This is a genomic window from Bradyrhizobium manausense (genome assembly GCF_018130615.1).
GTDB lineage: Bacteria > Pseudomonadota > Alphaproteobacteria > Rhizobiales > Xanthobacteraceae > Bradyrhizobium > Bradyrhizobium manausense_A.
In genome coordinates, this window is record NZ_JAFCKB010000007.1 from 20,214 (window position 1) to 33,438 (window position 13,225).

Annotated in this window: 10 protein-coding genes; 5 read left to right on the forward strand and 5 right to left on the reverse strand. The window is 64.2% G+C overall.

Features of this window, described 5'->3' with window-relative positions:
* Positions 1–59: 59 nt before the first annotated feature.
* Positions 60–1,007: a threonine/serine dehydratase gene (locus JQ587_RS15230; protein WP_212425822.1), complete on the reverse strand. Its 948-nt coding sequence runs from the start codon at positions 1,005–1,007 to the stop codon at positions 60–62.
* Between the two features lie 61 nt (positions 1,008–1,068).
* Between JQ587_RS15230 and JQ587_RS15235 the strand changes: the two genes are divergently transcribed.
* Together JQ587_RS15235 and JQ587_RS15240 are read left to right on the forward strand one after the other, a co-directional pair.
* Positions 1,069–1,371 (forward strand): ArsR/SmtB family transcription factor, encoded by a 303-nt coding sequence (locus JQ587_RS15235; protein ID WP_212425823.1) that lies wholly within the window; start codon positions 1,069–1,071, stop codon positions 1,369–1,371.
* A gap of 141 nt (positions 1,372–1,512) precedes the next feature.
* Positions 1,513–2,142, forward strand: coding sequence for a glutathione S-transferase family protein (locus JQ587_RS15240; protein WP_212425824.1), 630 nt, complete (start codon positions 1,513–1,515; stop codon positions 2,140–2,142).
* Positions 2,143–2,399: 257 nt separating this feature from the next.
* Here JQ587_RS15240 and metH read toward each other — a convergent pair whose 3' ends face one another.
* Positions 2,400–6,251, reverse strand: coding sequence for a methionine synthase (gene metH, locus JQ587_RS15245; RefSeq protein WP_212425825.1), 3,852 nt, complete (start codon positions 6,249–6,251; stop codon positions 2,400–2,402).
* Between the two features lie 6 nt (positions 6,252–6,257).
* The gene (gene metF, locus JQ587_RS15250) at positions 6,258–7,184 is read right to left on the reverse strand and encodes a methylenetetrahydrofolate reductase [NAD(P)H] (RefSeq protein WP_212298402.1); all 927 of its coding nucleotides are present in this window, start codon (positions 7,182–7,184) and stop codon (positions 6,258–6,260) included.
* A gap of 396 nt (positions 7,185–7,580) precedes the next feature.
* On the opposite strand from metF, the gene JQ587_RS15255 reads away from it, so the two are divergent.
* Positions 7,581–8,594, forward strand: a complete 1,014-nt coding sequence (locus JQ587_RS15255; RefSeq protein ID WP_212425826.1) for an LLM class flavin-dependent oxidoreductase — start codon at positions 7,581–7,583, stop codon at positions 8,592–8,594.
* Positions 8,595–8,704: 110 nt separating this feature from the next.
* On the opposite strand, the gene JQ587_RS15260 is transcribed toward JQ587_RS15255, so the two are convergent.
* The gene (locus tag JQ587_RS15260) at positions 8,705–9,565 is read right to left on the reverse strand and encodes a prephenate dehydratase (protein WP_212298400.1); all 861 of its coding nucleotides are present in this window, start codon (positions 9,563–9,565) and stop codon (positions 8,705–8,707) included.
* A gap of 21 nt (positions 9,566–9,586) precedes the next feature.
* Positions 9,587–10,327 carry a 3-deoxy-manno-octulosonate cytidylyltransferase gene (locus JQ587_RS15265; protein ID WP_212298399.1) on the reverse strand — a complete coding sequence of 247 codons (741 nt, stop codon included), beginning with the start codon at positions 10,325–10,327 and terminating at the stop codon, positions 9,587–9,589.
* 231 nt (positions 10,328–10,558) lie between these two features.
* Between JQ587_RS15265 and JQ587_RS15270 the strand changes: the two genes are divergently transcribed.
* Positions 10,559–11,113: a c-type cytochrome gene (locus tag JQ587_RS15270; protein ID WP_212298398.1), complete on the forward strand. Its 555-nt coding sequence runs from the start codon at positions 10,559–10,561 to the stop codon at positions 11,111–11,113.
* Positions 11,114–11,325: 212 nt separating this feature from the next.
* Positions 11,326–13,221: an extracellular solute-binding protein gene (locus JQ587_RS15275; protein WP_212425827.1), complete on the forward strand. Its 1,896-nt coding sequence runs from the start codon at positions 11,326–11,328 to the stop codon at positions 13,219–13,221.
* The last annotated feature ends 4 nt before the right edge of the window (positions 13,222–13,225 follow it).

The window sequence follows — 13,225 nt, forward strand, 5'->3', positions numbered from 1 at the left end:
TCTGAATTGCTTCGCTGCGTTCGAAATGACGAAGTGTCAGAGGTGCCGCCCACCGCTAGCTAGTTGTCAAAATTCACCGCCGTCGTATTCGCCCCGCAGACCAGCACCGCGATGCGCTCGCCAGGCGAGGGCTGATAGCGGCCGGAAAGCAGCGCAGCGAACGCGGCGGCGCCGCCGGGCTCGGCAACCACGCGCAGGCGCGACCACAGCGCGGCCTGCGCCTGCCGGATCGCATCGTCGCTGACCAGCACGACGCGCTCGACATGGGCGCGCGCGATCGGAAACATCAGCGCTCCGACGCGTCGCGGCGCGAGGCTGTCGGCGGCGAGGCCGCCGGCCGGCGCGTCGACCGGAGCTCCGGCCGCGAATGCGTCGTGCAGGGTCGGCGCGAGCTCCGGCTCCACGGCAATGATGCGGGTCCTGCCGGCGCTCCAGGCGGCGATGCCGCCGATCAGTCCGCCACCGCCGACGGCCACCAGCAGCGTGTCGATATCAGGCGCGTCCTGCTCCAGCTCCAGTCCGACGCTGCCCTGACCGAGCAAAGTCTCGGCCTGGTCGTAGGCGTGAACCGCCATCGCGCCGGTCCGCGCGACATGCGCTTCGCTGGCCGCGAGCGCATCGGCGTAGCGGTTGCCGGCGATCACGAGCTGGGCGCCATAGCCCCTGATCCGCTCGGCCTTGGCGGGCGAGGTAATGTCGGGAACGAAAATCGTGGCGGGAATGCCGAGCTGCTGCGCCGCATAGGCGACCGCCGCGCCGTGATTGCCGCCGGATGCGGCGACGACACCGGCTTGCGGCACCTGCCGCAGCAACAGATTGGCAAACGCGCCCCGCGCCTTGAACGACCCGGAATGCTGCAGCATCTCGAGCTTGAAAATGACGGGCGCGGCCGGCAGGCCGAAATCGGCGAGATCGGCCTGGACCAGCGGCGTACGCCTGATGTGCGGACGGATGACGGCCTCGGTCGCCGCGATCCGCTCCCGATTGATGTCTGATGTTGCTGTCATGGTGGCGGATGCTAGCGCGTCCGGGTGTTGACATCAATTAGGTAATTAGCAAAATGACGAAATGAAATTTGCGACCGCCATGCGCGCGCTGGCCAATGAGCGCCGTCTCCAGATCCTGGAATGGCTGCGGGATCCGCGGCGGCATTTCCGTGCGCAGGTCGACGGCGATCTGGTCGAGGACGGCGTTTGCGGCCTGCTGATTGCCGAGAAGCTCGGCGTCAGCGCGCCGACCGTGAGCGAACACATGCGGGTGCTGACCTCAGCGAAACTGGTGCGCGCCAAGCGCATCAAGCAGTGGACCCTGTACAAGCGCGACGAGGCCGCAATCGCGGCATTCAAGCGCGCGGTGCGGGACGGGCTGTGAGCAGGGCGCGAGTGTTTTGCTCGTCCTTTTCTCGGCTCCAGACGCAATGCTCCATTTCGAAGATTTCTCTTGCGCGGCACCAACCGCGCCGTGGAAACTGGCCGGCCCTGCCTTGTTCAACGCCAGAGAAGAGCGAGAACCATGTTCCTGATCGGCCAATATGATTCCCCCTTCGTCCGCCGCGTCGCGATTGCGCTGCGGCTCTACGGGCTCGCCTTCGAGCACAGACCGTGGTCGACCTTCGGCGATGCCGACAAGATCGCGCCCTACAATCCGCTGCGCCGGGTGCCTACGCTGGTGCTCGACGACGGTGAGGCGCTGATCGAGAGCGCGATCATTCTGGATCATCTCGACGAGCTTGTTGAGCCCGAGAAAGCGATGCTGCCGCGAAGCGGCGCCGAGCGTCGCCGGCACTTGCGCATCTGCGCGCTCGCGACCGGCCTCGGCGACAAGGCGGTCAGCCTGCTCTACGAGCGCGTGCTGCGGAAGGAGCAGCTCGCGCTCTGGGTCGAACGCTGCCAGGCCCAGATCGGCGACGTGCTCGCCGTGCTGGAGGCCGAGCGCACGAAGGTGACGACGCCGTACTGGCTCGGGGCGCGCATCGGCCATGCCGACGTCGCCGTCGCCTGCGTCGTGCGCTTCACCCGCGAGGCGCATCCGCAATTGTTCGACGCGACGCGCTATCCGGCGCTGTCAGCGCATGCCGATCGCTGCGAGGCGCTGGCGCCGTTCAAGGAGATCGTGCAGCCGCTGGCGCCGCCGAAGGGGTGAGGCACCGCGACCGGACGCGCTTGCCTCTCCGAGGTCGTCCTGGCTTTCGCCAGGACGACACCGAGGGTGCGGTACGCGCCCCGGAATGACCGGATGGGCGAGGCGGCCGGTGTCAGGCACGACCTCCGATCCTGCCTTGATACAGGTGTTTTGCCCGACGGAGCAAGCGATTTTCGGTAAGGCCGAAAAATCGTCAAGCCTGTCAACCCCAGCCCTACTGTGCATGGGGTTGTTTTCGCGTTTCGAGGTCGGGGCGCCTAACCGGCGCCCGCGCGCTTCTTCTGCCAGACCAGATGCACCGCGCAGGTGCAGCCGGGCGGATGCGAGGCGAGGTCGCTCGGCGCCTCGTCGTTCGCGGCCGTCGCGGCAAACGCCTTGTCGGTCGCCTGCTGCGAGGGGATGTAGTTCAGCACCGGCGCGAGCCAGCGCTCGGCCTCGGCGACGCTCATGCCCTTGCGCGCAGCGTAGTCCTCGACCTGGTCGCGCTCGATCTTGCCGACGCCGAAATAATAGCTCTCGGGGTTCGCGAAATAGAGCCCCGACACGGACGAGCCCGGCCACATCGCAAAACTCTCGGTCAGCTTCACGCCGGCGGTGGCTTCCGCATCGAGCAGCTCGAACAGCGTCGCCTTCTCGGTGTGATCGGGCTGCGCGGGATAGCCGGGCGCGGGGCGGATGCCCTGATATTTTTCGAGGATCAGCTCGTCGTTGGACAGCGCCTCGTCCGGCGCATAGGCCCAGAACTCGCGGCGGACGCGGGCATGCATGCGTTCGGCAAAAGCTTCGGCGAGACGGTCGGCCAGCGCCTTGCACAGGATCGAGGAGTAGTCGTCATTCGCCATCTTGAAGCGGTCGGCGACGGCGTCCTCGCCGATCCCTGCGGTGACGACGAAGCCGCCGACATAGTCGGGCACGCCGGCGGGCGCGATGAAGTCCGACAGCGCCGCGTTGAAGCGGCCCTCGCGCTTCTCGAGCTGCTGGCGCAGCGTGTGCAGCGTCGCGATGCTGTTGGTCCGGCTCTCGTCGGCATAGAGCACGATGTCGTCGCCTTGCGCGTTCGCCGGCCAGAAGCCGACCGTGGCGCGCGCCCGGAACCATTTCTCCTTGACGATGGTGTCGAGCATCTTGCGCGCATCGTCGTAGAGCGAGCGCGCAACCTCGCCGACCTTTGCGTCGTCGAGAATGGCGGGGAAGCGGCCGGCGAGCTCCCAGGTCTGGAAGAACGGCGTCCAGTCGATATAGGGCACGAGCTCGGCGAGATCGTAGTCGTCGAAGCTGCGGGTGCCGAGGAAGGTCGGCTTCACCGGCTTGTTCGCCGCGAAGTCGACCGGCACCCGGTTCTTGCGCGCGGCCTCAAGCTTCAGCCGCTTCTTGTCGGCCTGCGCGCGCAGATGCGCTTCCGAGATCTTGGCGTATTCGGCCCGCACCTCGGCGGCATAGGCCTCGCGCTTCTCAGGGCTCAGCAGCGAGGACGCGACGCCGACGGCGCGGCTGGCATCGTTGACATGCACAACGGGACCGGCGCGATAGCTCGGATCGATCTTCACCGCCGTATGCACGCGGCTTGTCGTCGCGCCGCCGATCAGGAGCGGCAGCTTGAGGCCTTCGCGCTGCAGTTCGCCGGCGAAGAACGCCATCTCGTCGAGCGAGGGCGTGATCAGGCCTGAGAGCCCGACGATGTCGGCCTTCTCGGCCTTCACGGTCTCGACGATCTTGGCCGCGGGCACCATCACGCCGAGATCGATCACCTCGTAATTGTTGCACTGGAGCACGATGCCGACGATGTTCTTGCCGATGTCATGGACGTCGCCCTTGACGGTCGCGAGCACGATCTTGCCGGCCGACGAATTGGCGCCCTCGTCGACGCCGTTGGCGGCGTTGCGCGCCTTTTCCTCTTCCATGAACGGCATCAGCCAGGCCACGGCCTGCTTCATCACGCGCGCCGACTTCACCACCTGCGGCAGGAACATCTTGCCGTCGCCGAAGAGGTCGCCGACCACGTTCATGCCGGCCATCAGCGGGCCCTCGATCACGTCGAGCGGGCGCGAGGAGTTCTTGCGGGCTTCCTCGGTGTCCTGCTCGATGAACTCGGTGATGCCATGGACCAGCGAGTGCGACAGCCGCTTCTCCACCGGCCATTCGCGCCAGGCGAGGTCGGCTTCCTTGCTTTCGGTCTTCTTGCCGCGGAATTTCTCCGCGAGCGCCAGCAGGCGCTCGGAAGCGCCCGCGTCGCGGTTGAGGACGACGTCCTCGCAGGTCTGGCGCAGCTCGGGATCGATGTCGTCATAGACGATCATCTGACCCGCATTGACGATGCCCATGTCCATGCCGGCCTTGATGGCGTGATACAGGAACACCGAGTGCATGGCCTCGCGCACCGGCTCGTTGCCGCGGAACGAGAACGACAGGTTCGACACACCGCCCGAGATGTGCGCGCCGGGCAGGTTCTGCCGGATCCAGCGCGTCGCCTCGATGAAGTCGACGCCGTAATTGTTGTGCTCCTCGATGCCGGTCGCGATCGCGAAGATGTTCGGATCGAAGATGATGTCTTCCGGCGGGAAGCCGACGCGGTTGACCAGGATGTCGTAGGCGCGCTTGCAGATCTCGGTCTTGCGCGCGAACGTGTCGGCCTGGCCGACCTCGTCGAACGCCATCACCACGACGGCCGCGCCGTGACGGCGGGCGATCTTGGCCTCGTGAATGAACTTCTCTTCGCCTTCCTTCATCGAGATCGAATTGACGACCGGCTTGCCCTGCACGCATTTCAGGCCGGCCTCGATCACCGAAAACTTCGAGGAGTCGACCATCACAGGGACGCGGGCGATGTCGGGCTCGGCGGCGACGAGGTTGAGGAACGTCACCATCGCGGCTTCGGAGTCGAGCAAGCCCTCGTCCATGTTGACGTCGATGATCTGCGCGCCGTTCTCGACCTGGTCGCGCGCCACTTGAAGAGCGGCGGTATAGTCGCCGTTGGTGATCAGCTTGCGGAATTTCGCAGAGCCCGTGACGTTGGTGCGCTCGCCGACGTTGACGAAGGGGATCGCATCCGTCAGCACGAACGGCTCGAGGCCCGAGAGCCGCAGCTTTGGCGCGATCTCGGGAACGACGCGCGGCTTGTGCGGGGCGACCGCGGCGGCGATCGCGGCGATATGGTCCGGCGTGGTGCCGCAGCAGCCGCCGACGATGTTGACGAGGCCGTCGCGCGCAAACTCGCCGACCAGGCGGGCCATATATTCCGGCGTCTCGTCATACTGGCCGAACTCGTTAGGAAGGCCGGCATTTGGATAGGCGCAAACCAGCGTATCGGCGACGCGGCCGATATCGGCGATATGCGCGCGCAGATCTTCGGCGCCGAGCGCGCAGTTGAAGCCGATGGTGACGGGCTTGGCGTGCCGCACCGAATTCCAGAACGCTTCCGGCATCTGGCCGGAGAGCAGGCGGCCGGATTTGTCGGTGATGGTGCCCGACACCATCACGGGCATGTCGATGCCGAGCTCCTCGGTGATCTCGGCGATGGCGTAGAGCGCCGCCTTGGCGTTCAGCGTGTCGAAGATGGTCTCGACCAGCAAGAGGTCGACGCCGCCATCGATCAAGCCGCGGATCTGCTCGCCATAGGATTTGCGCAGGTCGTCGAAGGTGACGGCGCGGTAGCCGGGATTGGCCACATCGGGCGAGATCGAGGCGGTGCGGTTGGTCGGACCGATGGCACCCGCGACGAAGCGCGGCTTGCCGTCTTCGGCGGCAACGCGCTTGGCGGCATTGCCGGCGAGGCGGGCGCCTTCGCTCGCCATTTCATACACAATGTCGGTGAGGTCGTAATCGGCCTGCGCGATCGACGTGGTCGAGAAGGTGTTGGTGGCGACGATGTCGGCGCCGGCGCGCAAATAGGCGGCGTGAATGTCCTCGATCGCCTGCGGCTGGGTCAGAATCAACAGGTCGTTGTTGCCGCGCAAGTCGCGATGGAAGTTCTTGAAGCGCTCGCCGCGGAAGGCAGCTTCGTCAAACTGGAGGTTCTGGATCATCGTGCCCATGGCGCCGTCGAGCACGAGGATGCGTTCGCGCGCGGCGTTGATGAGGGCGGTACGCTTCGGAGCGGGAGATACGGTCATGGTGTCTTAAGCCGCCTTCTGCGCGCTCTTGGCGCGAATGCCGAGCAAATGGCTGATCGCGAACACGAGATCGGCGCGGTTCATGGTGTAGAAATGGAAGGTGTCGACGCCGTGCTTGGCGAGCTTCTGCACTTGGCCCGCCGCGACGGTTGCGGCCACCAGCTTGCGCGTTTCGGCGTCGTCGTCGAGGCCCTCGAATTTCGCGGCGAACCAGTCCGGCACGGTAGTGCCGGCGCGGGTGACGAAATTGCGAGCCTGCTTGAAATTGTGCATGGGCATGATGCCCGGCACGATTGGGATGTTGATGCCGCGGGCGCGCACGCGGTCGAGATAACGGAAGTAGAGATCGTTATCGAAGAAGACCTGGGTGATTGCGCGCGTCGCGCCGGCGTCGACTTTTGCCTTCAGCGTGTCGATATCGGCATCGAAGTCGCGCGCTTCCGGGTGCTTCTCGGGATAGGCCGAGACGGACACCTCGATATCGGCGTGTCGCTTCTTGATCCCCGCGACGAGCTCGGCCGAGCTCTGATAGCCGTCGGGATGGCTCGCATAGGGCGTGCCGATGCCGCCGGCGGGATCGCCACGCAGGCCCACGATGTGGCGAACGCCGACCTCGTGGTAGCGGTCGACAATCTCGTCGATCTCGCCGCGCGAGGCGCCGACGCAGGTCAGATGCGCAGCCGGCAGCAGCGCAGTCTCCTTGAGGATGCGGGAAATGGTCGAGTGGGTGCGCTCACGGGTCGAGCCGCCTGCGCCATAGGTCACCGACACGAATTTCGGATCGAGCGGGGCGAGCCGGTTGATGGTCTCCCAGAGATTCCGCTCCATATCTTCCGTCTTGGGCGGAAAGAACTCGAACGAGATCGCAGGCCGCTTGGCGGCGAGGTGCCCGTCTTGCCCGTCAGTCTGGGCAGGCGTCGTCAAATCAATCATGGCACCACTCACTGCAGGGGCTCACCAGCGGTCTGGCGGTGGCCGGGTCTAACCTTGGAAGCGGCTAAGATAGGACAAACGCGGATTTCTCGACAGCCCATCGATGATGGGAAATAGCCCACTTTTCACGGAATTATGTCAGATATTGCGATGCAGAGGCCTGGAGTGGGAATGGGTTACGTTGGATAAATATTTCAATAAAATCAATTATATGATATTTTTCTGTTCGGAAATTTGATGCTCAATATTCAGTGGGCAGTCTGAATTCAGAGTAGCATGACCTGCATTTGTCCCACGTCTCGTTCTCGCCGCTCTCTCCGCCGCTCGGCCGACACACGCCAGATCTGCGCCGTTGGCCCATTGCCGCGGCGCGACCCTCCTCTACCTTAAGGCGCCATGATCCCGCTTTCAGTCCTTGACCTCTCCGTCGTCACCACAGGCACAAAGCCCGCCGCGGCGCTGCGCAACAGCATCGACCTGGCGCGCCATGTCGATGGGCTCGGCTATGTTCGCTACTGGCTCGCCGAACATCACAACCTGGCCTCGGTCGCGAGCCCGGCGCCCGACGTGATGATCGGGCAGATCGCGGCGGTGACCAAGCACATCCGCGTCGGCTCGGGCGGCGTGATGCTGCCCAACCACGCCCCCCTGGTCGTGGCCGAACGCTTCAAGATGCTGGAGGCCCTGTTTCCCGGCCGGATCGATCTCGGCCTTGGTCGCGCCCCCGGCACTGACGCTGCGACGGCCTACGCCCTCAGAAGCCGGCTCGATCGCCGCGAGGGCGACGATTTTCTGGAGCGGCTGCATGAGCTGATTTTGTGGGAGACCCGTGAATTCCCCGCAGGCCATCCCTACCACAACGTCGTCGCGATGCCGGATGATAGTCCGCTGCCGCCGATCTGGCTGCTCGGCTCCAGCGACTATTCCTCGGAGCTCGCCGCGCAAGTCGGCATGGGCTTCGCCTTCGCGCATCACTTTGCGTCTCACGATGCAATCGATGCGATGGTGCATTATCGCAACCGCTTCCAGCCTTCGGCCTGGCGCGCGACCCCGCACGCGATCCTCGCCGTTGCCGTCATCACGGCTGACACGGACGAGGAGGCCGAAAAGCTCGCGGCCTCGTTCGACCTCAATCGTCTGCGCCGCGACCGCGGTCAGTATCTGCCGCTACCGAGTGTCGAGGAGGCACTGGCCTATCCCTATACGGATTCCGAGCGCGTCTCGATCGCGCGCAACCGTTCGCGCCTGTTCGTCGGCAATCCGGCAACGGTGCAGAAGAAGCTTCAGCCGCTGATGGACGCGAGCAAGCCGGACGAGTTGATGGTGATCACGGCCGTTTACGACCACGAGGCGCGCAAGAAATCGTATTCGCTGCTGGCGGAGGCGTTTGGGCTGAAGCAGGCGGCCTAGTTATTGATTGTCGTTCCGGGGCGATGCGAAGCATCGAACTCTGGTGCGCACTCGCACCATAGAATCTCGAGGTTCCGGGTTCACGCTTCGCGTGCCCCGGAGCGACGGCATCAATCCTGTTGCGTCTCGCTGAACGTCGCGCGGAACGGGTGGCCGGGATAGACGCCAACGATCCGGAATTCGCGCGAGAAGAATTTTAGCTCCTCGATCGCAAATGCCAGGCCCTTGTCGTCGGGATGGCCGTCGACATCGGCATAAAACTGCGTCGCGAAGAAATTGCCGTCGACCATGTAGCTCTCGAGCTTGGTCATGTTGACGCCGTTGGTGGCAAAGCCGCCGAGCGCCTTGTAGAGCGCGGCGGGGAGGTTACGCACCCGAAATACAAAAGTCGTGACCAGCGGGCCGGAGCCTTGTGCGGCCCATTTCGGCTCGCGCGCCAGCACCACGAAGCGCGTGGTGTTGTGCGCCTCGTCCTCGATGTCCTCGGCGAGGATATCGAGGCCATAGATCTTCGCGGCGAGGCGCGAGGCGATCGCTGCGACCGTCTTGTCGTTGCGCTCGGAGATGTCGCGGGCGCTGCCGGCGGTGTCTGCGTGGACGATGCCCTTGATACCGAGCTTGCGGATGATGCGACGGCACTGGCCGAGCGCATGCACGTGGCTCTCGACGGACTTGATGTCGGAGATCTTGGTCCCCTTCACGGCCATCAATTGATGCCGGACCGGCAGGAACCATTCACCGATGATGAACAGGCCGGAGGCCGGCAGCAAATGATGGATATCGGCGACACGGCCGGCGACCGAATTCTCGATCGGGATCATCCCGAGGTCGGCCTCGCCCGAGGAGATCGCCGACAGCGCGTCCTCGAAGGTGGCGCAGGGCATCGGCTCGGCGTCGGGATAGGCCTCGACGATGGCGATGTGGGAATTGGCGCCAGGTTCGCCCTGGAATGCGATCTTCATCTTGCTCATGACGGGCCTTGTAGCAGCGGCTCAGGATTTGGAAAGGATGCCGCGGGCGGTCTCGAGGTCCGCCGGCGTGTCGACCCCGCGGGGGACGGTGTCGACGATGGTGAAGTCGATGCGCATCCCGGCCTCCAGGGCGCGGAGCTGCTCGAGCTTCTCCTGCAATTCCAGCGGCGAGGGCGGCAGGGAGACATAGCGCTCCAGCGCAGCGCGGCGATAGGCGTAGAGGCCGATATGGTGGTAACGCGGTCCGTCGCCGGTCGGCGCGGTTGCGCGGGTGAAATAAAGTGCGCGCATGCGCCGGCCACCGAGCGAGGTTCCGATCGCCTTCACGACGCTTGGGGCAAGGTCCTCCTCCTCGGTGTGGATCTGTGACGCCAGTGTGGCGATGTCCACGGCCGGGTCTTCCAGCGGCGGCAGCACCTCGCGAATGTTGTCGACCGTGATCGTGGGGAAATCGCCCTGGAGATTCACCACGATCTCGGCTTTTCCCGCCGGATCGAGCTTCTGCATGGCCTCGTGGATGCGGTCGGAGCCGGAGGGATGCTCCGGGCGGGTCATCACGGCCTCGCCGCCATGGGCGGTCACGACCGCCGCGATTTCCGCCGTATCGGTTGCCACCGCAACGCGGCCGATACGGGCGGCCTCTGCCCGCCGCATCACGTGCACGATCATCGGCAGGCCCGCGATGTCGGCGAGCGGCTTGCCGGGCAGGCGGGTGGCGGCCATGCGGGCCGGGATCAGCACCAGGATGCGAGGATCGGTCATTGGTTCAAGCGACTGGGTTCAAGGGCCTGGAAACGGGCGTTTTCCGCATCGAGAAATAGAGTGGGGACGGGCTGAAAGCGGGACCGCTTATACGGGTTGCCAGACCCCGGGCAAACCGATATCTCAATGGCAAAACTCGGGGAAACAATAAGGAACGTTTGATTCTCCCGAGGCTCGTCCTGGCGGCCGCCCGGCCGCTTTTCCTTCTTGCGGTGTGGGGCCTAGCCGGAAATGGACTCTTTCGAACTCAATAAGATTCTCGGTGCCGTGCTCGGTACCTGTCTCATCCTGCTGGTCACGAGCTTCACCGCGAGTGCGCTGTTCTCGCCCAAGATGCCGGAAAAGCCGGGCTTCGAGATCGCCGTGAAGGAAGAGGCTGGTGACAAGGGCGGCGCAGGCGCTGCCGCAGCGGCGTCCGAGCCGATCGAAAAGCTGCTCCAGACCGCCTCCGTCGAGAAGGGCGCTTCCGCCGCCAAGAAGTGCGGCGCATGCCACACATTCGAGAAGGGTGGCCCGAATCGCGTCGGTCCGAATCTCTACGGCATCGTCGGTGACCATGTCGGCGAAGGCCGCGGTGGTTTCAATTTCTCGGCCGCGATGAAGGGCAAGGGCGGCGCCTGGGACTTCGACGCGCTCAACAAGTTCATCGCCAATCCCAAGGCCGCCGTTCCCGGCACCGCGATGGGCTTCGCCGGCATCCCGAAGGACTCGGAGCGCGCCGACGTCATCGCCTACCTGAACAGCCTCTCCGACAGCCCGAAGCCGCTCCCGACAGCTGCGAAATAAGGCTCAACGGTACATCATCTTGGATATGCGGCCAGGCATGAAAGCCTGGCCGTTTCCATATCCGCGCCTCGCGGCGTTGTTATCGGGGCGTTTGGCCGCATCCGATAGGCCGTCCGGCCTTTCAAGATGAGGAAAAAGCAACATATTCCGTCGAAACCTCGCCTATATTGGGAACTTAAAGGAGTAGCCTCCTTCAAGACAGGGATGTTGATTTGGCCATTACCCGACGCGATCTCCTGCTCACCGGCGCGGCCGCTGCCGCGCTTCCCGCCCTCGGCTCCGTGGCGGGTGTTCCCGTCGTCAGGACGGCAGAGGCGCAATCGGCGGGAGAACTTCCCTGGCGCCATGCGCTGTCGCTGTTTGGCGACATCAAATACCCGGCCGGCTTCAAGCGCTTCGATTACGTCAATCCGGATGCGCCCAAGGGCGGCGTGGCGCGCCTGATTTCGCTCGGCACTTTTGATAATTTCAACATTGCGGTCGCCGGCATCAAGGGCTCGCTCGCGCCGGCGGCGGCGCTGATCTACGAAACGCTGATGACGCGCGCCCAAGACGAGGTCGCCACCGAATATGGCGAGCTAGCCGAATCGGCGCAGCATCCGGACGATTTTTCCTGGGTGACCTATCGCCTGCGGAAAGAGGCGCGTTGGCACGACGGCAAGCCGGTGACCCCGGAGGACGTGATCTTTTCGCTCGAGACGCTCAAGAAGCAGTCGCCGATGTACGCCTCCTACTACCGTCATGTGGTGAAGGCGGAGAAGGTCGGTGAGAGCGACGTCAGGTTCACCTTCGACGCGCCGGGCAACCGTGAATTGCCGACCATCGTGGGCGAGTTGACGGTGCTGCCGAAGCACTGGTGGGAAGGCACCGATGCGCAAGGCCGCAAGCGCGATGTCAGTGCGACCACGCTGGAGCCGCCGCTCGGCTCGGGTCCCTACAAGATCAAGGAGTTCGTGGCCGGACGCTCGATCAAGCTCGAGCGGGTCAAGGATTATTGGGGGGCCAACGTCCCGAGCCAGATCGGCACCAACAATTTCGACGAGCTGCGCTTCGAATTCTTCCGGGACAACCTCGTCGCGCTCGAGGCGTTCAAGGCCAACCAGGCCGACTGGATCGCGGAGAACTCCGCCAAGCAGTGGGCGACGGCCTACGACTTCCCCGCGGTCGCGGACAAGCGGGTGCTCAAGGAAGAATTCCCGATCAACGATTCCGGCCGCATGCAGGCCTTCATCTTCAACATCCGCCGCGATCAGTTCAAGGACGCCCGGCTGCGCCGCGCGTTCAACTACGCTTTCGATTTCGAGGAGATGAACAAGCAGCTCTTCTTCGGCCAGTACAAGCGCATCAATAGCTATTTTGAAGGAACGGACCTCGCTGCAACTGGTCTGCCGCAAGGTGAGGAACTGCAGATCCTAGAGACCGTAAAGGACAAGGTGCCCCCAGAAGTCTTCACCACTCCCTACCAGAATCCGGTTGGCGGCAATCCGGAAGCCGTGCGGGCTAATCTGCGCGAAGCAGCAAGACTTCTGAAGGAGGCCGGCTTCGAGATTCGCGATCACAAGCTGGTCGACGCCTCCGGCAAGCCGCTCGCTGTTGAGATACTGGTACAGTATCCTCCTGACGAACGCATCGCTCTGTTCTACAAGCCGTCGTTGGAGCGCATTGGCGTCACGACCTCGATACGCATGGTCGATGATGCGCAGTACCAGAATCGATTGCGCAGCTTCGACTTCGACATGATCATTCACAGTCAGGGTGAGTCCCTCTCGCCCGGTAACGAGCAGCGTGAGTTTTGGGGGGCGCAGGCGGCTGACGTGCCCGGTTCGAGCAACCTGATTGGCATCAAGAATCCCGCAGTGGATGCACTAATCGAGAAGGTAATCTACGCCAAAGACCGTCCGGGTCTGGTTGCCGCGACCCACGCGCTGGACCGTGTGCTGCTGTGGAATTTCTATCTCGTGCCGCAGTTCACCTATCCTTTCTTGCGCTACGCCCGCTGGGACCGCTTTGGCCACGCCGATCCGCTGCCGAAATACGGTCGGTCCGGCCTGCCGACGCTATGGTGGTATGACGCTGAAAAGGCGGCACGCATCGGAAAACGCTCTTGAGGAA

Coding starts and splice junctions, on each gene's coding strand:
- JQ587_RS15230 (WP_212425822.1), bottom strand. CDS start 1,007: ATGACAGCAACATCAGACATCAATCGGGAGCGGATCGCGGCGACCGAG.
- JQ587_RS15235 (WP_212425823.1), top strand. CDS start 1,069: ATGAAATTTGCGACCGCCATGCGCGCGCTGGCCAATGAGCGCCGTCTC.
- JQ587_RS15240 (WP_212425824.1), top strand. CDS start 1,513: ATGTTCCTGATCGGCCAATATGATTCCCCCTTCGTCCGCCGCGTCGCG.
- metH (WP_212425825.1), bottom strand. CDS start 6,251: ATGACCGTATCTCCCGCTCCGAAGCGTACCGCCCTCATCAACGCCGCG.
- metF (WP_212298402.1), bottom strand. CDS start 7,184: ATGATTGATTTGACGACGCCTGCCCAGACTGACGGGCAAGACGGGCAC.
- JQ587_RS15255 (WP_212425826.1), top strand. CDS start 7,581: ATGATCCCGCTTTCAGTCCTTGACCTCTCCGTCGTCACCACAGGCACA.
- JQ587_RS15260 (WP_212298400.1), bottom strand. CDS start 9,565: ATGAGCAAGATGAAGATCGCATTCCAGGGCGAACCTGGCGCCAATTCC.
- JQ587_RS15265 (WP_212298399.1), bottom strand. CDS start 10,327: ATGACCGATCCTCGCATCCTGGTGCTGATCCCGGCCCGCATGGCCGCC.
- JQ587_RS15270 (WP_212298398.1), top strand. CDS start 10,559: ATGGACTCTTTCGAACTCAATAAGATTCTCGGTGCCGTGCTCGGTACC.